We start from the raw sequence: 24,018 nt of genomic DNA on the forward strand, positions 1-24,018 counted from the left end.
GATGAAGATTAACTTTTCAGCAACACCAGCCAACCGTGCAGCTGCATACGCGTTACGCCAAGCCGTTTTTGTTGAGGAACGAGGCATCGCTGCTGACGTTGAATTTGACAGCAAGGATACGGATCAACGGGACTATGCTGTCCTATACTTGCAGCCGGACTTACCGGTAGCCACATTGCGTCTGGAACCGCAAGTAGCGGGCGTCATGCGTTTTGGTCGGGTCTGTACTCGGCAAGCCTATCGTGGTCAGGGATGGGGGCAGCAATTATTAACAGCAGCAGAGATTTGGGCTGCTCAGCATGGCTTTACTCAGGGTGAAATTCATGGTGAGTTGACGGCGCAGACATTTTATGAGCGTTGTGGTTACCATGTTACGGATGGACCATATTATGAAGATGGTGCGCCGGTTGTCGTGATGCACAAGCAATTATAGTATTTTAATAGTAGTGTCGGCGATTTGTCGGCACTTTTTTAGTAGCTAGCCGTTGACTAACGCGATAAAATCACGGAAAATAGACTTGATTATTCAAAGCAGTGGAAGGGTGGAGCAATGATTCAAAAAACAAGAGCAGAGCTAAAAACTGAGGTCAAGCAGCTATTCAAGGGACGTTGGAAAGATGCTATTCTGTTGTGCATTATCATTAGTTTACTAACGATTTTTGGCGTGATGTCCGACTACTCTAGCCGCATGCGATCAGGAGACACGTCGAGCAATGGTGAAACGGTCAAGCAGCTTGGTACACTTACTGGTTCGGATCTGTCATTAATTTTAGCAGTTGTGGTGGGATTTCTTTTCGTGCAATTAGTTGTTGCGCTGGTTATTCAGCTTTTTCGGATTGGAACGAGTTATGCCATGTTGGATTGGGTCCGGCAGCCTGAACGGGAAATACATCCGGTCAGTGACTCGACGATTGGCTTCACGAAACGCTATGGCTGGGCACTAGTTGGTTTGATTATTTATAAAGCAATGCTAGTGTTCTTGTGGAGTCTATTATTGATTGTTCCTGGCATTATTAAAGCCTATGCTTACACACAGACATTTTATGTGTATAAGGATATGTTAGCGACTACCTCGGCAGGTCGGCCACGGCCACGTTATCGCGATGCCGTTACACGAAGTCGTCAGTTGATGAAGGGGCATAAGTGGCAATTGTTCGTATTACAATTAAGCTTTCTTGGTTGGGCGTTACTCAGTGTTTTGACGGCCGGAATTGGTCAATTGTGGCTAACACCATACACTTACGGTGTCTTTGCTAATTATTATGATAATTTACAAGCCATTAATTAATGATGGCGCTACTGAAATCAGTCTTAAGGGCCCCGTTGTGCTAGCTGTTATTTAGCATGATTCTTGACAGATCAACTAGCATAATGGGTAACCTAAGTAATATTATTTCTTTTATTAAAGCATTAAGACAAGTCCGTCAAAATATGGTAAACTGGCGGAAGCAAGAAAGGAAGTGCGATAGTTAATGCCTGAACAAAAACAGACGCGCATGTCACGCTTAAAAGCGCGCGAGGCTACGGGGAGCAAACGGGGACGTAAGGCGAGTTCACAAGGATCACATGCACCAAAACAACCGAACGATCCTAAGAAACCACAAGCACCTAAGTCACCGCAAAAAAAACATCACGTTTCGTTATGGCTATTGGCTTTAATCGTGATTGCGCTCGGTGGGACGGTCGTGTACTTTGTCAAAGCAGCCAGCAGTCAAGACTTAGTTGAAACAACCAGTTCTTCAAGTAGCAGCAAAGCGCGGAAAAAATCTTCTTCGAAGAAGGCGTCCAGCACTTCGAAGAAAAAGAAGAAACATTCAAGCTCAAGTAGTGAAAGTACTGGTGAGACGACGGCTGAAAGTACGGATGCGGATACCAGTAGTACGACACCTACAGATAATTATAGTAGTTCAACCGCAACTAATACGACGGCTGGCAATCCAACAGCTAGTTCGCATAGTACAACGACCAGTCACCAAGCGGCGACTAGTAGCACTACTAAGTCGAGTAGCACGACGACATCTAGCAGTAGTGGATCCAAGAGTGACACGCAGTCAAGTAGTTCGGAAAAGAGTAGTTCAACTAATTCAGGAACGACTTTCAGTAACCTAAAAGATGCTACTGATCATGGTGAAAATTCGATTAATGGTAACTACAAGGTTACGACGGATAGTGCTGGCTCGTACCATGTTTCAAAAGCTGATTAATTTTGATGGCAATCATGATGTTTGAACTAGGCTTTTGCGACCGTTTTCGGTATAATAGCCTTAAACTGATTGTAAGAATTGAGTGATGAAATTGAATCGCAATGTGGAAGTTAAATATCCAGCCATTTTTCGTGATGAAGGCACGTATTGGGATGTACGGTTTCCAGACGTTCCTGCTGCCCAAACCTTTGGGGCGAGTGTCCAAGTTGCTGCGGACAATGCGGCTAACGCGTTGGCAATTGCGCTTTTTGAACAATCACTACCGGCGGCATCGAATCCGCAATATTGGCGGTTAGCGTCAACGGAGTTTGTTGTTTGGATTACGATGGCGGACGTTCAATTTGGACCAAACGCCGATACGCCGGAACCAATGAATTAACTATAACGACGAGAACGGGACCAACACAAGGGGGTCCCTTTTTCGTATCGCATGAAAGAAGTTGATGGTCAATGCAAGCACACCCGTTAATTTTTGACACGGCAATTGCTAAGGATAAACCGGAAAATATTCGGCACCCACATAATGCCTGCCCGTTTTGTGAGCCACAACAATTGACTGACATTTTAGTTCAAGATGCAGATCGTATCTGGCTAATGAATAAGTTTCCGACCTTACAGGCGACGTGGCAAACGATCATTATTGAATCAGCTACACATGATGGCGATATTTCGCTTTATTCACCTGCGCAAAACCAGGCTATTTTTGAATTTGCGCTGAAGCATTGGCAAGCAACGATGGCTAGTGACCGGTTTAAATCCGTGTTGCTATACAAAAACTTTGGTCCCCATTCAGGTGGTAGTTTGCGCCATCCCCATATGCAGATTGTTGGCTTAACTGATATCGATGGTTATATTAACGTACGCCCTGCTAACTTAACTGGGTATCCCGTGATAACAGATGGGCAGATTCAAATCACCGTTTCTGATCAGCCTATCATGGGATTTGTTGAGATCAACGTGACGGCACCGTTAACGGCAGTGTCACAGCTGGCCAATGCTGTTCAACAAGTTGTTCAATATACATTGAACACTTACTTTCATGGTTGGTGTGACAGTTATAACTTGTTCTTCTATCCGCAGGGTTCACAAATCGTTGCTAAGGTGGTTCCACTGTTTAACGTTTCACCATATTATATCGGTTATCGTCTGTCGCAAGTTGACACCCCTGAACGGATGCGGACGATTGCGGGCGAAATTCGGCAACAATTCTTAGCGACCAGAGATTAGGCGGTATAGTCGGTGCTGAAAAAAAGTTGCACAAATACACCCCACGAGCGCCTAAATGGCTGTCGTGAGGTGTATTTGTGGTGGGGTAGAACGCCTTAGCCTGGTTAGAACCTAATTATCGCTAAAAGAGGGTTCTTAGATAATTAGTCGTCGGGGAACCAATAGCGTTGTCTGAATGCCAAGTGTCAGTCATCGGGGTCGTGTTTGAAAGTTTACAGAAGTGATTCCTAATTTACGGTATGAAATTCATATCGGCAGATCCCCAGTAGTGCAATCAGTGTCAGTAGTCCGCAGCTGCCAAAAGTAACGGTAAAGCCCAAGATTTGAATCAGCCAACCGATAAGCGGGAAACTGCCGACCATGGCCAAACTAAATGCCATACTTGCGACACTCAACAAGGTTGCGCGCTGACCGTTGGGAATCAGTTGATTATAGTAATTAGAAAATAACGGTTCGAGCATTGCCATCAAACTATTGATGATTAAATAAATGATGACCAGCAAACCAATCGCGTGACCAAAAGTACTGAGAAGCGCAATGACCAGTCCTAAACACAGTTTTATTAATAACTGTCGTTGGGTTTGATGACGCTGTAACCAACTCGCTGTGACGACGGCAATGACGGCAACGATTAAGTACAACCAGTATGTCGTGATCAAGTGATTCGGTAGGAACCAACCGGCTAGGACGACCCCAATCGTATCAGCGAGTTCGATCGTAGTGTTCAGAGTCGTCGTTACTCGGGGATAATGTTGAGTTGTCTGATCGGTTACTAAACTGTCATATTGGGCAGCGGCAATGGTGCCAGATTGAAGATTATACGCCCAGGCCTGTAAAATAAAGGCTACAATGAACCACGTCAGACTATGAGCTGTTAACATGATAATCGCGTGACCAATGGCCATTAAGCGGCTACCAATGAGGACGCTGCGATAGCCAAAACGGTCGGCTAGGATGCCAGATGGGACTTCTGAGAGAAAACTAGTAAGATGAAAGACGCTTTCACATAGGCCAATCTCAACTAGTGATAAGCCTTGCTGTTGTAAAAAAATGACCCATAGGGTGGTGATACCAAAAAAGGCGCAGGCGGCGTAACCATAACTGAGGCATAAGTTACGACGGGTAATTGGTGATAACATATTAAACTCCTTTGGCGGCCACGAGGGGACAAAAAAAGACGACGCATCGTCGTCAGAACTCGTGACATCGCGATGGCTAATGAGATACATTTAACTTGAAAAAAAGGGTAGACTGCCCCCCTTAGTAGCACCGTAATTGCAAAAATCGTGCGTTTAAGGTTGATCCAAGCCAAATTTTTAGCCAACATGTTTTTCACCACTTTCTAATTTTCTCACTTATCTATTAGAATATTAACACAAGCGGGGCGTAACTGACAACTTAATGGGACAAGTTTGGTTGACTGATATTTATTCTGAGTGTGGTATGATATTAGTTAAATGAACAAGATGGAGGAATAATCATGCAAAATTTAATTCCAGGAGATATGTTGGAAGTTAATCAAAAACTTAAGTGGGAATTAGATGCGGGAATGACTGCGGATGAAAGTAGTGTGATTAATGAGGCCATTTTAGCGGGTACCCAGTATTTTGTTGATGAAGCCTTAGAAGGTAGTTATTGGACCGTTAAGTGGGCTACTGATGGCCAAACTATTGAGCTCTATGGAACGACGGGGACGGTTGTCGGCCGGATCAAGCCACTATCTGATCGGTTGGAAAATGATTTTCGACAGGATTCACAAGGCTTATTTATTCGTATTGAAAAAGAGGTCGCAGTGATTGTACGTGATAATTAGGCTGAATTAATTAATGAGGTGATGGACATGTTTGATCAAGATGAAGAACGGTTTGCAACGTTAGGCTTAGCTTCCAAACTACCAAGCGCGGTTATTGATGGTATTTGGGAGATTATTGATCAGAATTTAAAAGGGGTCGTCCGATTACCACGAGTGCTTCAATTTGCGCTCATTGCCCGTAATGACCAAGTTACGGTTGCTTTTGATGCTCAGCATGGCGCGATTATGGAATTTGATTTGCCAGTCAGTTATCAGCGAGAATTTCCAGAGACAGTGGCAGTTCTAGATGATGGTCAGTATCAGACAATGATGTTGCTGGATGAGTTATCCGTTTAATAATGTTGCGATTATCTAGAGCTAAATCCGAGTGTGCTCGTGAATCCAGCTTATTTAGATAATCGTTTTTTGATTAAGGCTAGTCTAAGCTTAATCAAATTTGTCTGATTAGAGAGCAGGCGTTAGGTACATTATAGATGTCATTTATTGCGAAGTACTCGGTAGCATCGCGTAAACGATATCTCACGTCGTTATTTGTGTAGAAAGGTGTATGTTTGATGGCAAAAACAGCAGTGTGCATTGTCGATCAACAACGCTACCAGGTTGTTGATGGCATGCGATTAGAAGAATTGGAAACCAGTTTGCGGCAAATGATTATGAAAGACTTTCCGCAGGCTCATAATAGCAGTTTCATTTGTAGTGAGCATCTTGTCCATTATCGCTTAGCAAAAATGGATGCGATGATTGAAAACGATTATCATCAAAATGATAAGGTCAATGCACAATTGTCTAAGATTTTAGCCAATAATACTTATCAGGTCGTTGATGTCAATAATGAACTGGAAAGTTCACTGACGTTTGGTCAACGGGTTGCGGATGGTGTGGCACGTTTTGGTGGGAGTTGGGCGTTTATCATCTCGTTTGTCGTTGTGATGCTAGTATGGATGTTGCTGAACGTGCTACCAATTTTTAGTCACCATTTTGATCCTTACCCTTTCATCCTATTAAACTTATTTTTGAGTATGGTCGCGGCCATTCAAGCACCATTGATCATGATGAGTCAGAACCGGGCAGCAGAATACGACCGGTTACAAGCGGCTAATGATTTCAAAGTAAACTCAATGTCTGAGGAGGAAATTCGGGTTCTGCATTCGAAGGTCGACCATTTGATTCAACAAGATGAACCTAATATGCTTGAAATTCAAAAGATGCAGACACAAATGCTAGGTGAAATTCAGGCACAGGTCAATGAACTGCGCCGGTTACAGCCTAAACGCCGGCGTAATCAGATTTAGACAGTAACTTGTTCGTAACAAAAAACTGAGTTTGAGAATTTTATTATTCTCAAACTCAGTTTTTTGATTGGCTACCAGATAAGGTGCAACGGTTGACAGCCGGTTTATTTATATTTAGTTTCTAAGGCACTCATCCAGTAACCAAGCGCAATCCCAACTGCCAGTGCCAGTGCGCTTAGTAGATAAGTACTGAGTGTGGCGTTGGCATATGAGATGCTTTCAGCAGCATACGGATTCGGAATCAGGATCAGCATGGTGCTAGCAAGGACGATGCCAAGGATGAAGTGGTAGACCCGTGAATGGAATTTCACTAATAGGTAGTCCATTAATTTAGAGAATAAGGCCATTGCAAGGACGCCACCAATGGCAATCGGTAAGTAGACGCCCATGATGTCTAATTTTTTAAAACCGGTTAACATAGGTGTAAAAAGTCCCAGAATGAGCAGTAAGTTAGAAGGGCTTAGCCCGGGGACTAGGACGCCCAAAGCAATCAAGGCGCCGGCAACGATGAAGCCACCAAAGTTGGCCGGCAAGGTCCCAAATAGCTCACTCATGAAATAGAGCAACCCGGCACTGATGATGAAAGTTCCGAAGAACCAGACCCCATCGAGCCAGTCACGGGGTGTTTGGCTGGCGGCAGTTTTCATCAGTGCTGGTAAGGTCCCGATAATTGCGCCAGCAAATCCCCAGAGCACAATAACCTGAGCATGGGCCAATAAGTATTCCAGTGGGGCGGATAAGAGGGCAATTCCGACGATTCCCCCTAATCCGACCGGAACAAAGTACCAGAAGTCGCGCTTGAAGTTACGGCGGAAGTGGGCCATGAAGCCCAGTAAGCGTTCGTAAATTCCAAGAATAGCGGCCAGGACCCCACCAGAGACGCCCGGCAAAATGAAACCGAGGGCAATGACGACGCCTTTAAAGAATCGTTTCCAGAAAGTATCAGTTGTTTTAGTTGGCATAAGTAAACTCCTTTAGCTCTAATGACTGGTATTCCAGTAATAATCAAAGTAATTAAAGATACCAGATATTATTATGAAAGGCAATTAAAATCCGTTTGACGTGGTACTTGTTAGGAGCAAGAGTTGCTAAGTAGATTATTTTATCATAAAATGAATGAACGTGAAAAATCTGTAATTTTATGAAAATTATTATTAAATTGGATTAAAGGAAAGTTGAGGTCGTATGGAAAATCAACAACTTGCCCGCAAATTAAAACGGCGTCACGTCCAAATGATTGCGCTCGGTGGTGCCATTGGGACGGGACTGTTTTTAGGTTCAGGGTCGGCTATTAAGCAGGCTGGACCGTCGATCTTGTTAGCCTATGCCATTGGTGGCTTCTTCTGTTACTTGATGATGCGGGCACTTGGTGAACTATTGTTATCAGATACACGCTTGCACTCATTTTTGGAGTTTATTAATCGTTATCTGGGCAAACGCTTTGAGTTTGCCATTGGATGGACTTATTGGCTCTGCTGGATCAGTCTTGCGATGGCTGATTTGACCGCGAGCGGGATTTATATTCGTTACTGGTTCCCATGGATTCCACAATGGGTGACACCGTTGATCATTATTTTGGTTTTATTAATATTCAATATGTTGTCTGTCAGTGCGTTTGGCGAGCTAGAATACTGGTTTTCAATGATCAAAGTCGTCGCGATTATCGCACTGATTGTGACTGGTGCGATTTTAATTGGCTCATCGGCACACGTTGGGGGTCAAACCGTTTCGGTGACTAATTTAGTCAGTCATGGTGGCTTTTTCCCTAAAGGTGTCCATGGGTTTCTGATGTCGTTTTCATTAGTTATTTTTGCGTTTACGGGCATTGAAATGGTCGGTATCACGGCTGGTGAAGCCGAAAACCCGGAGACGGAATTACCACGAGCCATCAACAGCTTGCCCATTCGAATTTCGTTCTTCTACGTTGGGGCCCTATTTGTGATTATGGCTATTTATCCTTGGAATCAGATTACGACGAGTCAGTCACCCTTTGTACAAGTTTTCAGCGATGTTGGAATCAAGGCAGCTGCTAGTATTATTAACTTTGTAGTCCTGACGGCGGCATTGTCGGCTTGCAATAGTGCGATCTTCAGTACGAGTCGGACATTATTTACGTTAGCACACGGCGACAATGCCCCTAAATGGATGGGAAAAGTTAATCGATATAACGTCCCGGCACGGTCACTGTTATTTTCGTCATTAATTTTATTAGTAATCGTGGCATTAAATTATGTCATTCCTAGCACGGTCTTTACGCTGATTTCAAATGTTGCCACGACTAATTTTATTATTGTCTGGTGTGCATTACTAGTCTGTCATTACGTCTATAAGCGGACGGCAGCTAGTACGCAGAATCCATTTAAATTACCATTATTTCCAATTTCTAATATTATGACATTAGTGTTTTTTATCGCAGTTACGGTCGTCTTATGTTTTGACCAGGTTAATCGCTGGGCCGTTATTGGTTCAGTCGTATGGTTCGTGATGTTATTAGTGATTGAGCGAGGCATGCATCGTGCGAGGTAGCAATCTTTAATTATTATCGCCACCTATTAATTGGTAAACCAAGTTTGCCAATTAATAGGTGGTTTTCTTGTGAAATGCAATAATCACCCGTGATAATGATTTCTATTCTATAATTAAATAAAGCTTGCCATCGTTAATCTGATGGTAGCTGTTCGTAACTAATGGGGAGGGAGTCAGTATGAATTATCGAAAATTAATCGTGCTACCACTGGCGTTATTATTAGTTGGCTGCACGTCACAAACACAAGATCGTCAGTCAGCTGCTAGTCAGAGTACGACGATTACTAGTAAGGCTAGTGACAACAATTCGAAACAGTCAAAATCTAAGACTGCTAATCAGTCTGATAGTAGTACTAAGGCCCAGTCTAGTCGTTCGACAACAGCAGGACAGTCGAAGGCGGCCGGTACTTCTAGTAGTAGCACCTCAGCATCAAATTCGACCGCTGTCTCGCGGTTAACGACGCTTAATCAGCAATTAATCAAAGCATTGGGATCTCAGATATTAGTTCCCCAAAAGGATGGCTTAGCCAGCGGGAGTGCCAAGTTAAACATGCGTTATCAAGGTGATAGCCAGAACTACACGGTTAAATATAGTGTTGGTCAACAAACCAAGCCATTTAATGATACGGCAGTGGCGGATGAAACGGCTTACGCAACCGTCACTAAAACGACCTATTCATCAGCAAACACCGCGGCCAAACAGGTTGGCTACCGTGATAACAAGTCAGTAGCGGGCCTGCCAACCGTGGCTTTAGGCCACCAGATTACGGCACACATTGATTCGGGTGCTGGTCAGCGATATATTATTTGGAACGAGGGGCGCTGGTCGTTAACCGTGCACACGAATATGATGCACAATGACGCCGGTATCGCGTTAGCCAAGCAGGCCGTTACCACTTTTGAGACTGTTTACTTGCCGGCCCCACAGTCAGTCGGTGCCATTGCTTTTGAAGCTGTTTCGTCAGGTGGCCTGGATCAGCTTATTCAGTGGCAAAGTGGCAAGGTCGTTTATAAAGTCAGTGCTCGTGATACGACAACGGCCATCAAGATGGCAGCAAGTATGCAGCAATAGCTATCTCGAGGTCAAAATAGTTCTGGGCCTAATCAGGTTGATTTAGTGAAATAAAAAAGGTAAGTGTCAAAAAATTAAACAGCAGTGTAGTTAGCCGCTAAGGGCAATTACACTGCTGTTTAATTTTTTATCAATAGCGGTTTGAGAGATGAAAGACGGTACGCAATCAAATAAATAATAGCCGGCATCAATTAATGGGTCAGCGGGGGTTGCCGTAATTGCTGTTCAATTGACTGGGTCGCTTTTAAGATGAGTGCTTGATTACTTAATGGCATGATACGATGGTGAGTAAGTACCGCTGAATCTGTTAACGCTTGATAAACTTCGGCGGCAACGACCCAACAGGTATTAGTATCGTAATCGTGGGCGTGGAGTAAGTCATAGCCATCACTTGTGTCTAAATAGACTTGAAAGCCAATACCTAGTCGGGCTTGTAGTCGTTTGGCGTAACGCTGATAAAGCGCCCAATTAGCCTTGGGGTCCCGAGTCGGTCCAATAATCCGATTCCCGAGTTGTAAGTTTGGTACTAAGCGCACTTGCAAAGTCAGCGCCTCCTTTGCGGTGAAAATCATAATCTCATTTTAGCTTAATCACTTGACGAAATAAAGGGACTAATCAACTGAAGTTTAGGTGATTGGTCCCTTGGTCGTGATGATTTAGGCGAGCAGGTGAAGGAGCACCCAGCCAGCAAATCCGATTAGCAAGGCATAGCCAAGTCCAGGTAACAAGGTTTTTCGCAAGATGGCACCTTCTTGTCCGCTCAGGCCAACTACCGAGCTGACAGCAACAATGTTGTGCACACATACCATGTTACCAGCCGCAGCGCCAACGAGTTGAGCAGCAAGAATCACCGTTGTGCTGAGACTAGCATTGGCTGCAATGTCAGCCTGAATCTGGGCAAAGGTCAGGGTCGAGACCGTCGTACTACCAGTTACAAAGGCGCCTAATTGCCCAAGAAACGGTGCCATGATTACCCAGACAGCAGCCAGATACTTAGCGATAAACTTGGCGATGTACATCGGCATACTTGGTAGCTCAGCTTGGTTCAAGCCAGAGTTGGTGAAGACTTGAACCATGATTAAGGTTACGCCCAGTGCGATAGCAGTGTTTCCCATCGAACGGATGACTGAACCTGCGGTGGGGAGCAAAGGCTTTAATGAACGAGCCTGGACCAGTAGACCAATAATAGCCGCAACTGCTAGAATCGTCCCTGGCGAGTAGAGTAGCTCCCAGTCGGAGTTAATCTGACTATAGCCCAAGATATTCGTCCAAGATAGATTCGCATAGTGGATCAATAATTGCTTCAACGGTGCAACAACCCGGCTAGCAAGTAATAAGATGACGACTAGTAAGTAAGGAAACCAAGCGGCGATTAAGCTCATCTGACTGGGCGCTGGTGTCTTTGCCGCCACAGCGGTTGTTCGCCAAGGGTGGGTTTTAAGCTGATTTGGTAATAACCAATGCAGGCGAATCGTAATGATGGCAACAATTAGCGTGCCCAGCGGGGCAATGATTGAAACAAATTCATAGCCAATGAGCAACGCACTTAATAATGCGAGTCCGCTGTAGACAAAACCTATCAGTAAGGCCCATGGCAAAAGGGCTAGCCAACTTTTTAGTCGATTATTTTTAGGACCAAACCACATAATGAGAATTAAAATCAGGACAGCGGGCATTAACGCCCCCACAAAGAGATCGAGTTGGGTGATTCGTAAGCCAATCAAGTTCAAAACATGTGTTTTTTCAGTAACGTTGCTTAATCCGACAGTTAGCGGTGTGCCGACCGCACCAAACGCGGCGGGGGTTGAGTCCGCTACAAGGGCCAAGATAACAGCAGCCATTGGCGAAAAGCCTAGTGCGATTAACAACGGTGCGGTAACCATGGCGGGGGTGCCAAAGCCGGAAACACCTTCAATTAGGCCACCGAACAAGAACGCTACCAGAACTGTTTGCAATCGCATGTCAGCAGATAAGCTTTGAAAGCCTTGATTGATACGATCAATGGCTCCCGTTGCTCGTAAGCAGTTCAACATAAGGAGTGCTCCAAATAAGATCCATAAAATTGGCAGCGCTTTGTGAAGCGCTTGTAGAATCGAAGCAGTCAGTACGGATGGACTGAGGTGCCAGAAAAAATAACCGGTTACGATAACGACAAGGGCACTAAGACCCATGCCGCGGGTTGCTGACAGATTCAGTCCTCCCAATAGAATTAAGGGCAGGATGATAGCGGCGCTAGCAATAAATATCATGGTCGTGAAAGCCTCCTTTGGCGATGATCAAGATTGCGGATGCGCCTTAGTAAAATAGCGCTGCCCGTAGAGTGTGATTAATGAAATAATGAGTGAAATGGCTGTTAATGGCCATACCATACCCATTAGGTAGGTCGTTTTCAAAGCGGCCGAAGTCGGGGCAAAAAAGTTCAATAAAGCTAGTTGTTTAAAGCGACTAATGATAACTAGTAACCCGAAGAAGCATAGCTGACAAAGCAGGCCGCCATACGTTGAAAATCGGTATTTATGGATGATAGCCAGATCCGGATCGTCAACTTCAGTCGCATAGACACTAGTATTGATGGCTGGATTTTCAAAGCCGACGTATAGCGAGATCAATAGTAAACCAATAACGTAAAGACTTGGCTGAGCGGTTACGACTAGGAGGTGTCCTAAGATCAAACCGCCGCGTGCCATAATTGTTGCTCGCTGTGAATCATGCTGTCCTAGCAATTGATATAACGGGCGGCCTGCTTCAAAACCGAGTAGGTAAATGGCGAAGACAAGGTACATGCCCATTTTACCAAAGATAAAGACGCCGAAGAAGCTATTAAAAAGTAAAACAAAACTGAGTAAAAACCCGCGATTGACGATGCGTAACTTATTAGCCGGCATTGCTTGCCAATCTGCGGCTAACTCGAGGTTCAGTAAGACAATGGCAACAACAATAATGCCCAGTACTGCTGGTAATGCAATTTGCAACGTGGCCTTTCGTAAGAGGGTCAGTAAGCCGATTGCTGCAAAAAACACAATGAATACTATGACACGCCATGGTTTGATTGGCCGTACTTGAGCGATGTTGTGGTCAGTATAAAATGCCAGTGAGAATTGTCTAAGCAAGTGACCAGCAGGTAGTGCAATAACGAATAATAGTGCCAATATAACGAAGGCAAGTCGATAACCCCAATTTAAAACAAAATCCAAGCCAAACAAAATGCCAAGTGCTAAAAAGATCAACCAATAGAACTTCTTTAACTTGAAATCGGTCTGTGCTGATAAATGCAATTTGATGGTAAGGTAGTAGGGCCAAATGTTGGCGGATGTGTAGCCTAAACATAAAGCACCCATTAGTACAACTACTAGATTGGTGGTCAGACTAAACAGTAAACTACCAATCACACCCAACCAGAGGCAAATCAATAAGTAGCTACTAGCTTTGAGATTTAAGTGTTTGGTGCCGAAGACACTAGCAGCACGCGCAACGTAAAAGACAACAATTGCAGCTAAGTAGTTGATATTATGTGTCTGTTGATATTTGAAGAGAATCAAAACATAGGGCAAGACGATTCCAACGTTAGCTAAAAAATTAAGCGTAGCTACGGAGAAGTCTAATCCGGAGTGCCGTAAACGAGTCAAAAATAATCACAACCATTTCGTTAGTTTTCTAGGATTAGTATAGCAATTAATGGATACAAATGGTGGGGAAAAGTATGTTTAATCACATCAACTGGGAGGATTTATAAACATGATAAAGTATGCTCATTAAAATAATGGTATTTAGTTACTTTAACTTAAACAATAAAAACAAAATTCTTACCAACATCATCACAATTTTGTCATATTTATTCACAAAAAACATAAAATTCTTATTTATCATTATCCTCATAATTTAAATAATGAATGGAGTTATACAAATATGATTTATGCTCAAATTTTAGCTGGTGGTAAGGGCACCCGAATGGGGAATGTCCCAATGCCTAAGCAATTCCTATTATTAGCAGATAAGCCAATACTGATTCATACCATTGAAAAGTTTACACTAGAAAGTCGTTTCGATGCTATTTTAGTTGTCTGTCCAGCTGACTGGATTAGTCATACTGAAGACTTAATCAAAAAGTACATTACCGATGACCGGGTACGGGTTGTTACTGGTGGATCCGACCGAAACGAGACCTTGATGCGTGGGGTCGAATATATTCAGAAGCAATACGGGATTCATGATGATGATGTCGTTGTAACACATGATGCAGTTCGGCCATTTATAACACAAAGGATAATCAATGACAATATTGAAGCTGTCTTAACACATAAAGCAGTGGACACTGTAGTGCCGGCAATCGATACAATTGTCCGGGGTGCTGACAAGCAAGTTATTGATATTCCCGTGCGCTCAGAAATGTATCAAGGCCAAACACCACAAAGCTTCCATATTCAGACATTAATTGATTCATACCAAGCACTTAGTGCCATACAAAAAGAAACGTTGTCCGACTCTTGCAAAATCTGCTCATTAGCTGGGCAATCAGTTGGTTTAGTACTTGGTGAAAATTACAATTTTAAGATTACAACACCGTTTGATTTACGCGTTGCATCAGCTTTATTAGAAAAGAGGTCATAAGATGTTAAATCAAGTCTATCGCCTAATCCGGCCACGCCAATTTGAAGTTGAGACAGTTGCAGAAAAAATCGGTGCTGACGACATTATTGTGCGTCCTAAATTCTTATCAATCTGTCATGCTGATACTCGTTACTTTTTTGGCCAACGTTCACAAGCTGCATTACGTACCAAACTTCCAATGGCGCTGATCCATGAAGCTACCGGCGAAGTCGTGTTTGATCCAAAAAATGTATTTAAAGCAGGAACATTGGTTGCAATGGTACCAAACACTCCAGTTACAAAAGATTCGATTATTCAAGAAAATTATCTACCTTCATCCAAGTTTCGTTCAAGTGGCTATGACGGATTTATGCAAGAATACGTCTGTCTACGGCGGGATCGAGCAGTAGTTGTTCCAACCGATTTTGATCAGCATATGGCCGCCTTTATTGAAATGATTTCCGTTGGCGTTCAGGCACTAACAAAGCTGGAAAACACTATGGATGATGATAAACGAATTATCGGTATCTGGGGAGACGGAAATCTTAGCTATATCACAGCCACACTTGTCAAACAAATTTTTCCTAACAGTCAATTGTTAGTGTTCGGTCGGCATCAGGCTAAATTAGATTATTTTTCGTTTGCTGATAAAACTTATATGGTTGATGATATTTCTCCCGATATCAAAGTTAGTCAGGCATTGGAATGCACAGGCGGACAAGGCAGTGAAACTGCCATTCAGCAAATTATCCAACATATCCAGCCAATGGGAACTGTTATTCTTATGGGAGTCTCCGAGAATCCTGTTGGTATTGATACTCGTTCAGTTCTTGCAGAAGGGCTGACATTGCGGGGGGTTAGTCGTAGTAGCCGAGAAGATTTCAAGCGAGCCATTGAGATTCTATCTTCTAGTTCAGTCACTCGTGAACGCTTACAGAATCTAGTTGGTGTTGTCAAAAAGGTCAGCACTATTCAAGATATCACCAACTTTTTTGACGGCGCCGTAACTAACTATTGGGGCAAGGAGGTGATGGAATGGGACGTTTAAAGACTTTAAAACTCGTGTTACTACACACGAGTTTTAATTTTCTCTATCAGTTTTTTTATAAAATATTTGGGCCTAAAAAAGGGCGCATTACGTTAGCAACAATGCGCAGTGACCAATTAAATGATAATTTAAAAGCACTCCATCAGGGGTTATTGCTGACTGATATTAAACAGATTAAGATATTTTGCTATCACTATGATCGTACGTTTTCCGGAAAATTAGGATTCTTACTCGCCTCAATTAAAGCACTGTACCTAATTGCGAGATCTGATGTGTTTGTCATTGACGATTACTTTTTTCCACTATATGCAATTCACAAGCACGAGGACAATCAAGTGGTACAATTATGGCATGCAATTGGTTCTTTAAAAAAATTCGGATTAAGTTTACCGGATGCTGATCAAAGCGTCATGCGGCCACACACGAACTATGATTGGGTCTTGATTAATGCTAAAACGGATCAGCGGGCATATTTGGACGCCATGGCCATTGATGAAGCCCATGTCTTGGCAATCGGTTCCCCAATGGTCGATGATTTGCTCAATCATCGGCCACAGTGCCATTCTGTTGTTCGCCGTATTTTATATTCACCGACTTATCGGCCTGGTACCCAAGGTAAACAAGTCATGAATTATATTAGGAAGATGATTGATGCTTGTCAGCAGTTAACTGGCCAATGGGAGATTTATATTTCACTACACCCATATCTAAAACTTACGTCCATGGCCTTACCACAAAATGTTCATATTTTTCAAGATGCGGAGAAAGTTAAGACAATAATGCCAACTGTTGACTTATTTATCACTGATTATTCATCATTATCGTTGACGTTCAGTTACTTTGAACGGCCTATTTTACTGTATACGCCCGATTATGATACTTACATGCAAACTTCTGGTTTTTACGTCGATTACTATCAATATTTAAAGGCGCCTTATTTTAGTCAAGCTACTCAGGTTGTAAATTATATTAATAATAAATTGGATTACATGGATTTGTCCTATGTACATAATTTAAAACAAAAGACATTTCCACATCAAGATGGCCGTAACACCGAACGGGTTGTTCAATTTGTTAAAAAATTAACAAGGGGAGAATGATAAATGATACAACATTTAAAACGAATTGCGCGCCGAATCGTATATGGACACAAACAACCTCAATACACTGATACCGAAACTATATCAGGCACACTCACTACCAACGAAAACTTGAATACATTACGAATTGAAAAGGACGCTGAATCATTAATCAAGCGCCAAGTCACTAAATTAGCATTCAATAGGTCTTATTTAGTCATTGAGGGAACTGCTTGGTTTGAAAACTATCCAGAACAAGATACTGAGCGAATTATTAAAAGCCTTGTATTAACTAATAAGATGGACGAAGAACTTGAAATTCCGTTAATTAATACTCGCAGTGAAAATACAGATTTTCCTTACGCAGGATATCATGGTGATGTTAACTTCTCGACACTTAGCAATGGGAAACCACTAATACCTGGCACTTATGAGATCAAGCTACAGTTAAAACAATATCTAGGTAACGGTTGGCTAATTCGCCGGACAACCATCGGTCAAGTCATTGATACTCAGCAGGATTTAAATTATACAACCAAAATGGCCAGTTATTCAGCTAAGAGTAACAAATCATACAGCTTAATTTTCCGCTACAATTTGGCTGCTCAAGCATTAAAAGTGACCTCATACAAGCTGAGCGACGTTAACCCTCTCGAAAATGAATTCACCGAAGATGTTGGTTTAGACAGTGCAACCATGCGAGCTATTAAACGCCGCGCCTTAAAAGTGTGGTATCGGTGGTATTGTCTTCAACCGATTCATAAGAAACAGATTTCATTTGTTTCTGATAGCCGGGTCACTATTTCTGGTAATTTCGAGTTTATTTATCAGGAACTTAAACGCCGCAACACTGATTTTAAAATTTCCTTCTATTTGAAACCAAGTATTAAAACTAAAAAGTCTTGGAAAGAGGTCCGAACGTTAGCCAAAGCTTTGGCAACTAGTCGTTATGTGATTCTAGATGACTTTTATCCGTTAGTCTATCCATTGCATATTCGCGAAAATGCAGACTTGATTCAAGTATGGCACGCTGTGGGAGCCTTTAAAACGTTTGGCTACAGTCGCTTAGGGATGCCCGGTGGTCCCAAGATCCAATCTTTAAACCATCGCAACTACACCAAAGCCTTAGTTTCCTCTCACAACATTGCAGATAAATACGCAGAAGGATTTGGAATTGCTCCAGATAAAATTCAACCGCTGGGGATCCCGCGGACAGATATCTTCTTTGATGAACCTAAAAAACAGGCGATTCGGGAACGACTAGAGAATGATTTACCGTTTATTAAAAATAAAAAAGTTATTCTCTTTGCACCAACCTTCCGTGGTAATGGACAACAGTCGGCGTACTACCCATTTGAAATGTTAAATTTCAAGGAAATCTACGAAGCGCTACATGAAGATTACGTCTTTTTATTGAAGATTCATCCGTTTGTGCAGAATAAACCGACCTTGCCGTATGAATATTCAAACTTCTATTACGATGTTTCTGATTATCGGGAAATCAACGATTTATTACTCGTTGCCGATCAATTAATTACCGATTATTCGTCAGTATGTTTCGAATATGCATTACTGAATCGGCCAATGATTTTCTTTGCGCCTGATTTGGCTGATTACATGCAATCCCGGAGCTTCTACTTTAACTACTTTGATTTTATTCCAGGTAGTTTGGCTGAAAATACGGGTGAGTTAATCGATCAGCTACAGCATCCGCAGGTCGACCAAGCTAAATTAGACGGTTTCGTAAACTTCTTCTTTGACGATTTAGATGGCAAGTCTACGGCTCGTTTTGTAGATGCGCTTGAAAATGATTTTGTAGATCCAGATGCAGCTGAATTAGAAAATACTGATGGTTTAGCCATTAGTGAAGATGGCAAGATTATTCCTGACTGGGGTAAAAAGGCTAAATAATATGCTAGACTAGAACAGTCAGTGGCACTATCAGCGCTTTGAAGATGCTGATAATGTGATTGGCTGTTTTTGATTACTGATAGGAGGAATTAATCATGGCACAAATTATGACTCGACGGTTAACGACTGCTGACGTCACTCAATTACAACAGATTAGCATTGAAACATTCAAGGACACATTTGGGGCGCAAAACACGGCCGAAAATATGGCGGCATACTTACAGGACGCTTATAACGTACCCAAATTAGCAGCAGAGTTAGCGGAATCCGAATCCCAATTTTATTTTGTTGAACGTGCAGGGGAGTTACTAGGATACTTAAAATTAAACACTGGGCAAGCCCAATCAGAAGCAATGGGACCAGATGCCTTAGAAGTTGAACGTATTTATATCCGACAAGCCTTTCAACATCAAGGGCTCGGCAACCGATTGATGGCACGGGCGATTCAACTTGCGCAAACTGCCCATAAACAAAAAATTTGGCTCGGCGTTTGGGAACATAATGAACCGGCAAAGACCTTTTATGCGAAATGGGGCTTTGAACAATTTGGAGCTCATGATTTTGTAATGGGAGACGATCGGCAAACCGATTTATTAATGATTAAATCGTTAACCAATTCCTAGGTTCGCCACTCAGGACAGTGGTTGTTGTAATTGTTAGATAAAATTATCAATATGGTTTGTACACAAAAAGTACTGACAGGGCCACTACCTGTCAGTACTTTTTGTATGGTATCAAAATGAACTCAACGATAATTCGCAGCAATCAGGCCTAATAACTTGAACAGGAATACCATCAAGCCAACGAATATCCAGATTATGATTCCCCAGCTTAACCAAGTAGTCTGAACAAACAAATTAATCAGAATGAACCAATTCATTCCGAATAGCCACCAGCTAAAATTAGTCCTGAAAATGGTCAGCCATAACAACGGCGGTAAACGCTTATTTAGCGGCATGATTGCCAGCAATACTGCCGGAATAAACGCGCTCTCCAGCATAGCAAAGTAATGGTGGGGGTCACTAGTATAGGCGACGGCGCCCAACCAGCCATAGTGACTTGGAATAACCGGCAATAACGCTGATTGCCCGAGGTAGACCAGCACTGGTTGACCAATTAATAATCCCAATAATCCCCAGGTCGATTTTTTCATGAATGTACGCCATCCTTATTATTGAATAATGTTATTTTAACAATCTACATCGCATGCTAACTATCGAATAATTGTAAACTTCTGATAAAGAAAGGGTAAATGCAAGCCATGATTTGTTCACTATGCTTTCAAAATATAAGTAATGGGCATTTTAAAACAGTATGCGTATAATAACCACTTAATAAGTTTATTTGGGGGAGTTATGATGATAATAATTAGAGTTTCAATTATGATTTCAGTCGTTTTTTACGTATATTTTATTATTAATCTATTGTTAATTAATCACTACCGAGAACCCACTCAAACGTACGAGAAGGGGCCAACACCACCATACGAATTATTTCTGGTCGTTCCAGTTCTCAATGAAGAACAAGTGATTACTAGAACCATTGCACGGCTTTCAAAATCTCTTGCACAATTGCCATCGACAATCCGAGCGCAAATCATTGCTGTCGATGATGATTCCACGGACCATAGCCTGTTAATGCTGACCCAGTCATCCTCACCATACTTACAAATCCTACATCGCGCTGGTAATCAACGCGTCGGTAAGGGGGCCGTTTTAAACACTGCTGTCCAGTATATTCATAGGACACTGACGACAACCACTGACACGCATCAAGCAGTCATTGGCGTCCTGGACGCAGATGCTTTTATGACCGCCACTGATTTGACACGCGTACTTGCACGATTTGAACAAGAACCGCAGTTAGCAATGCTTCAGACTAGTGTCAGTATTTATAATCAATCCAATTGGCTCACTAAAATGCAAAACTTTGAGTTTATGGGGGTTAATAACGCTACTCAGCAACTGCGTAATCGGCTCGGTCAAGGGATCGCGTCGGGAAATGGTCAGTTTGTTCGCTTAGATTTAGCTTTGAAAAATCCATGGGGGAATAGCTTACTAGAGGATCTTGAGTTTACCCTGCGCACCTGGTTGCTTGGTGGGACACGAACCACCTTTGATCATACATTAGTTGTACAACAAGAAGCTATCGAACAACTACGACCATTTTTTCGCCAGCGAGTGCGCTGGTGTCAAGGGGCAGTTCAGTGTATGCGTTATTTACCAGCACTATGGCATTCAGGACGATTAAACCACTTTCAAAAGTTAGATACGACTTTTTGGATTCTGATGCCCATCAGTGGCTGTGTTGTCCCACTCACCAGTCTCACCACCTTAATTGTTCTTGTAAGCCGTAGCGTGCAACATTGGCAATCAGGGTGGCATCATCTCGTCATTGGGACGCTGTTAGCGATTGCTTTGATTGCTTGCCTTGTTTTGGCGGCACTATATCAACGGAACTGTACTACTGTTAAACAACCCGTTCGATTCATGACTGCTATCAAGCAAAGTCTGAGTTTTCAAGCATTTTTATTGATTATTAGTTTGACACCATACGTTGCCATTTATCGACAATTGCGTGGACACACAACGTGGGCTAAAACCCGTCATGGTACTACCCGGGCAACGCAATACACTGATTCTGATTTAAAACGCTCATATTAAGATAAGGGTGAATTCCTATGAAGTGGTACTATAAGATATTTCAGACCATTATTCTAACGGTTGCGGCGGGGCTACTTGGGTGGATGGTTATGGCCAATTGGCAAATCAGTTTACAACTTCATCTCTCAATCAATGCCTGGATGGGTGCCATGCTATTCGTATTGTTCATCGGGATCACGATTGGTTTCGGTAGTTGGTGGTTAAGCCGTCACCAAACAAGTTGGCTAGTCGCAACACTGTTTGGACTAACACTCCTAAAATTCCCACTAGTTATTGGGTTAAAAATCAATCCCATCTCAGACTTTTGGAATTACCACACGTTAGCTGTCTTTAGCGCCCAGGGGCTCACTTGGACGCAGCTTTTACACCGGGGCATCATTGGCAACTATGTCGTCTTCCCACACGCCCTAAACATTGCGAATGGGTACAGTTTGGCAGCAGCATTTGGCGGTTCTAATTTTTTCATCAGTCAATTGATCAACATTGGGTGTACCTTAGTAGATATGGTCCTAATCTACTGGCTGGTCGCCCGATGGCTTTCGCGCCAACTGGGGATTATGACGGCACTTATTTTTTATTGGATCCCAGCTTATTGGTTGTATGGCACTTTACTAAATGGTGGTGAACCGTTCTTTCTAACAAGTGTCCTACTCATGATGTATGCATTGACACGCGCATTAGTCCCATTACCAACAACCACACTTACAGACCGGCATCTGTACCTAGCGTTAGCTATTGTGGCAACCATTTTAGCTAACATGTTAAGGCCAATCATGGCAGTCTGGTTGATCGCGCTCAGTTTAATGGCAATTATTCTATTATTTGCAGTGGGCCATCGCTACCGTTATCAATATCGTCAGCTAATGATCTATGGCGGCGTGGTGTTAGGATTACTGTTCACGGCTACGAATATTGACAGTTGGCTATACGGCTTTAAAGTAGCGCCAAGCCGGGTTGAAACGCTCTATAGTTTGGCTACTGGCACTGATGTAAAAAGCCGGGGAACTTATAGTCCAACCTTACAAACAACTGTTAGCCATGAGTTACGGGCGGCACCAACGTTAACACAAGCTTATCCGCGTATCACACGAACGATGACAACGGCCTTGCAAACCAATCTCAAACAAGTCCAATCACAAATGGGCAACTTTGCCAATCAAAAAATGCAGGGCTTTATTCGTGAAGATTATGGTTACGACTGGAGTTTGTATAATTTAAGTAATCATTCCGGTCTACTCAACCATAATTGGTTCCATTTGGCGCCAATACTGATTAGCAGTGCGACAGTTTATTGGCAGATTATGCTTATTATTGCATTGCTAAGCGTCTTAATCGGATTAGGGCTTCAATGGCGCCAACATTATCTCAATCGCTATTTACTAATGGGCGCACTTTTGTTAGACGGCTTTACCTTAAGCGCCTTACCATTAGAAGTACAGGGCCGCTATCATATTATTTTGTACTTACCAGTCCTCATGCTAATGACTTGTGGGATTGCCGCTGTGAAACTATGGTGGCATAACTATCAAATTAATCATAACTGATTCAATGGATTGCTCATAATTGGGGATTTCTAGTACAGTTGATGATCACACATCACAAAGTAGCAAATTTCGCAGATTGATTTGACCGGTCAAGACTATGAAACCAAATAGGGTGTGTCTATTAATTATGCTAGGTGGCAGGGCAACATATGACTAGTAAAATTGTGTTCACAGATACTGATAGTTAGTCATGTATGTCAAAGCAAATAGATTCTTAAGAAGAAAAACCATCAAAGGATCCAGCCCATTAGCACTATTAACAGGGTAGGGGCTGCAACAAACTACTAACGACCAATTTTGACGTAATATTGCGTTCGTTATAATTTGTGATTCGATTGCAATATTTTATTAAAAAAGGGGTATTCTTCTTGAAAAATTCTTCATCAAGCAAGTGCTTTGATCTAAAAAATGTTGTTCAATGAAGTGTGTGATTATGCTAAACGCGGCGGGTATTAAAACATTAATTAATTGTGAGTGTAACGGTCAAGTTTGGCAATGTTAATAATGAGAAAATAAATTTTGAAAAACAATTTAATCATAGATGCTAACGAAAAAAATTACTCTCTGAGTAGCAAAACGAATTCTGGTAGCATAGATTGCAACAACTGCTTACCAATTAAAACAGTTGCAAAATCACTCCAGCGAGCCATGTGATCGATACTCATATTATTTGATTATGATTATTTATGTAGCATGAATGATTAAGATCTCGTTTATACATGACCATGATTGCTCACATTTTTTTGCTAATGTCATCAGACTAATAACTATTGTGATTAAGACTGGTCGGCGCAAACGCTAAACGCAATACTCGATTATTACTTAGCAGGCTTATTCATAAAGTACGGGTGAATTGCTTAGTGGAATTATCTGGCTCAGCGGAGTCAAAAAACTGCAATTTATGCCGATAAGTTATTATCACAATCTGATCTTGATGACACAACTTGATGACTTTCAGGATTAATAAAATGATGAAATAAAGTATCAAATTACGCATCGTGTGGTTGGTTTATCGAGCTGTTATCATAGCATTTCAGTAATTAAACAACTTC

General features: G+C 42.4%; 23 protein-coding genes. 17 read left to right on the plus strand and 6 right to left on the minus strand.

Going from position 1 to position 24,018, the window contains the following annotated elements:
• The first annotated feature begins 1 nt into the window (after window position 1).
• The 5 genes from RXV91_RS03210 (at window position 2) to RXV91_RS03230 (ending at window position 3,431) form a co-directional block, all read left to right on the plus strand.
• Complete coding sequence (locus RXV91_RS03210) at window positions 2-433, plus strand: GNAT family N-acetyltransferase (protein ID WP_316438951.1); 432 nt, start codon at window positions 2-4, stop codon at window positions 431-433.
• Window positions 434-550: 117 nt separating this feature from the next.
• Complete coding sequence (locus RXV91_RS03215) at window positions 551-1,288, plus strand: DUF975 family protein (protein WP_316438645.1); 738 nt, start codon at window positions 551-553, stop codon at window positions 1,286-1,288.
• 184 nt (window positions 1,289-1,472) lie between these two features.
• On the plus strand, window positions 1,473-2,204 hold the full coding sequence (locus RXV91_RS03220) for a hypothetical protein (RefSeq protein WP_316438646.1): 732 nt from the start codon (window positions 1,473-1,475) through the stop codon (window positions 2,202-2,204).
• Between the two features lie 91 nt (window positions 2,205-2,295).
• Window positions 2,296-2,583 carry an RNA-binding protein gene (locus tag RXV91_RS03225; protein ID WP_316438952.1) on the plus strand — a complete coding sequence of 96 codons (288 nt, stop codon included), beginning with the start codon at window positions 2,296-2,298 and terminating at the stop codon, window positions 2,581-2,583.
• Window positions 2,584-2,654: 71 nt separating this feature from the next.
• Window positions 2,655-3,431: a DUF4931 domain-containing protein gene (locus RXV91_RS03230; RefSeq protein WP_316438647.1), complete on the plus strand. Its 777-nt coding sequence runs from the start codon at window positions 2,655-2,657 to the stop codon at window positions 3,429-3,431.
• 227 nt (window positions 3,432-3,658) lie between these two features.
• Here the strand turns inward: RXV91_RS03230 and RXV91_RS03235 are convergent, their stop codons facing one another.
• On the minus strand, window positions 3,659-4,570 hold the full coding sequence (locus RXV91_RS03235; RefSeq protein WP_316438648.1) for an MFS transporter: 912 nt from the start codon (window positions 4,568-4,570) through the stop codon (window positions 3,659-3,661).
• Between the two features lie 341 nt (window positions 4,571-4,911).
• Between RXV91_RS03235 and RXV91_RS03240 the strand changes: the two genes are divergently transcribed.
• The 3 genes from RXV91_RS03240 to RXV91_RS03250 all read left to right on the plus strand — a co-directional run bounded on the left by RXV91_RS03240 (window position 4,912) and on the right by RXV91_RS03250 (window position 6,536).
• Window positions 4,912-5,244: a hypothetical protein gene (locus RXV91_RS03240; RefSeq protein WP_316438649.1), complete on the plus strand. Its 333-nt coding sequence runs from the start codon at window positions 4,912-4,914 to the stop codon at window positions 5,242-5,244.
• Window positions 5,245-5,271: 27 nt separating this feature from the next.
• Entirely contained in the window at window positions 5,272-5,580 is a 309-nt protein-coding gene (locus tag RXV91_RS03245; protein ID WP_316438650.1) for a DUF960 domain-containing protein, read from the plus strand.
• 218 nt (window positions 5,581-5,798) lie between these two features.
• The gene (locus RXV91_RS03250; RefSeq protein WP_021731533.1) at window positions 5,799-6,536 is read left to right on the plus strand and encodes a DUF1003 domain-containing protein; all 738 of its coding nucleotides are present in this window, start codon (window positions 5,799-5,801) and stop codon (window positions 6,534-6,536) included.
• 104 nt (window positions 6,537-6,640) lie between these two features.
• Here the strand turns inward: RXV91_RS03250 and RXV91_RS03255 are convergent, their stop codons facing one another.
• Complete coding sequence (locus tag RXV91_RS03255; protein ID WP_316438651.1) at window positions 6,641-7,498, minus strand: DUF368 domain-containing protein; 858 nt, start codon at window positions 7,496-7,498, stop codon at window positions 6,641-6,643.
• A 223-nt stretch (window positions 7,499-7,721) separates the two neighbouring features.
• Between RXV91_RS03255 and RXV91_RS03260 the strand changes: the two genes are divergently transcribed.
• Window positions 7,722-9,062, plus strand: a complete 1,341-nt coding sequence (locus tag RXV91_RS03260; protein WP_316438652.1) for an amino acid permease — start codon at window positions 7,722-7,724, stop codon at window positions 9,060-9,062.
• A gap of 178 nt (window positions 9,063-9,240) precedes the next feature.
• Complete coding sequence (locus RXV91_RS03265; protein WP_316438653.1) at window positions 9,241-10,134, plus strand: hypothetical protein; 894 nt, start codon at window positions 9,241-9,243, stop codon at window positions 10,132-10,134.
• Between the two features lie 191 nt (window positions 10,135-10,325).
• Here the strand turns inward: RXV91_RS03265 and RXV91_RS03270 are convergent, their stop codons facing one another.
• From RXV91_RS03270 to RXV91_RS03280, 3 genes are all read right to left on the minus strand, one after another.
• Window positions 10,326-10,670, minus strand: coding sequence for a hypothetical protein (locus RXV91_RS03270; RefSeq protein WP_316438953.1), 345 nt, complete (start codon window positions 10,668-10,670; stop codon window positions 10,326-10,328).
• 120 nt (window positions 10,671-10,790) lie between these two features.
• A complete protein-coding gene (locus tag RXV91_RS03275) occupies window positions 10,791-12,383 on the minus strand; it encodes an L-lactate permease (protein ID WP_316438654.1) in 1,593 nt (530 codons plus the stop codon).
• Between the two features lie 27 nt (window positions 12,384-12,410).
• Window positions 12,411-13,760, minus strand: a complete 1,350-nt coding sequence (locus RXV91_RS03280; RefSeq protein WP_316438655.1) for a hypothetical protein — start codon at window positions 13,758-13,760, stop codon at window positions 12,411-12,413.
• 280 nt (window positions 13,761-14,040) lie between these two features.
• Here RXV91_RS03280 and RXV91_RS03285 point away from each other — a divergent pair, with 280 nt between their 5' ends.
• From RXV91_RS03285 to RXV91_RS03305, 5 genes are all read left to right on the plus strand, one after another.
• Window positions 14,041-14,742, plus strand: coding sequence for a 2-C-methyl-D-erythritol 4-phosphate cytidylyltransferase (locus tag RXV91_RS03285; RefSeq protein ID WP_316438656.1), 702 nt, complete (start codon window positions 14,041-14,043; stop codon window positions 14,740-14,742).
• Between the two features lies 1 nt (window position 14,743).
• Complete coding sequence (locus RXV91_RS03290; RefSeq protein WP_316438657.1) at window positions 14,744-15,769, plus strand: ribitol-5-phosphate dehydrogenase; 1,026 nt, start codon at window positions 14,744-14,746, stop codon at window positions 15,767-15,769.
• Window positions 15,757-16,869 carry a CDP-glycerol glycerophosphotransferase family protein gene (locus tag RXV91_RS03295; protein ID WP_316438658.1) on the plus strand — a complete coding sequence of 371 codons (1,113 nt, stop codon included), beginning with the start codon at window positions 15,757-15,759 and terminating at the stop codon, window positions 16,867-16,869. Before RXV91_RS03290 ends, RXV91_RS03295 begins: the two co-directional genes overlap by 13 nt.
• A gap of 3 nt (window positions 16,870-16,872) precedes the next feature.
• Window positions 16,873-18,759 carry a CDP-glycerol glycerophosphotransferase family protein gene (locus tag RXV91_RS03300; protein WP_316438659.1) on the plus strand — a complete coding sequence of 629 codons (1,887 nt, stop codon included), beginning with the start codon at window positions 16,873-16,875 and terminating at the stop codon, window positions 18,757-18,759.
• Window positions 18,760-18,854: 95 nt separating this feature from the next.
• Window positions 18,855-19,382 carry a GNAT family N-acetyltransferase gene (locus tag RXV91_RS03305; protein WP_316438660.1) on the plus strand — a complete coding sequence of 176 codons (528 nt, stop codon included), beginning with the start codon at window positions 18,855-18,857 and terminating at the stop codon, window positions 19,380-19,382.
• 122 nt (window positions 19,383-19,504) lie between these two features.
• Here the strand turns inward: RXV91_RS03305 and RXV91_RS03310 are convergent, their stop codons facing one another.
• Window positions 19,505-19,912, minus strand: coding sequence for a hypothetical protein (locus tag RXV91_RS03310; RefSeq protein ID WP_316438661.1), 408 nt, complete (start codon window positions 19,910-19,912; stop codon window positions 19,505-19,507).
• Between the two features lie 202 nt (window positions 19,913-20,114).
• On the opposite strand from RXV91_RS03310, the gene RXV91_RS03315 reads away from it, so the two are divergent.
• Window positions 20,115-21,422, plus strand: coding sequence for a glycosyltransferase family 2 protein (locus RXV91_RS03315; protein WP_316438662.1), 1,308 nt, complete (start codon window positions 20,115-20,117; stop codon window positions 21,420-21,422).
• A gap of 11 nt (window positions 21,423-21,433) precedes the next feature.
• Window positions 21,434-22,966, plus strand: a complete 1,533-nt coding sequence (locus tag RXV91_RS03320) for a hypothetical protein (protein WP_396426734.1) — start codon at window positions 21,434-21,436, stop codon at window positions 22,964-22,966.
• Window positions 22,967-24,018 lie beyond the last annotated feature (1,052 nt).

Source organism: Lactiplantibacillus sp. DA1 (genome assembly GCF_032681335.1).
Taxonomy (GTDB): domain Bacteria; phylum Bacillota; class Bacilli; order Lactobacillales; family Lactobacillaceae; genus Lactiplantibacillus.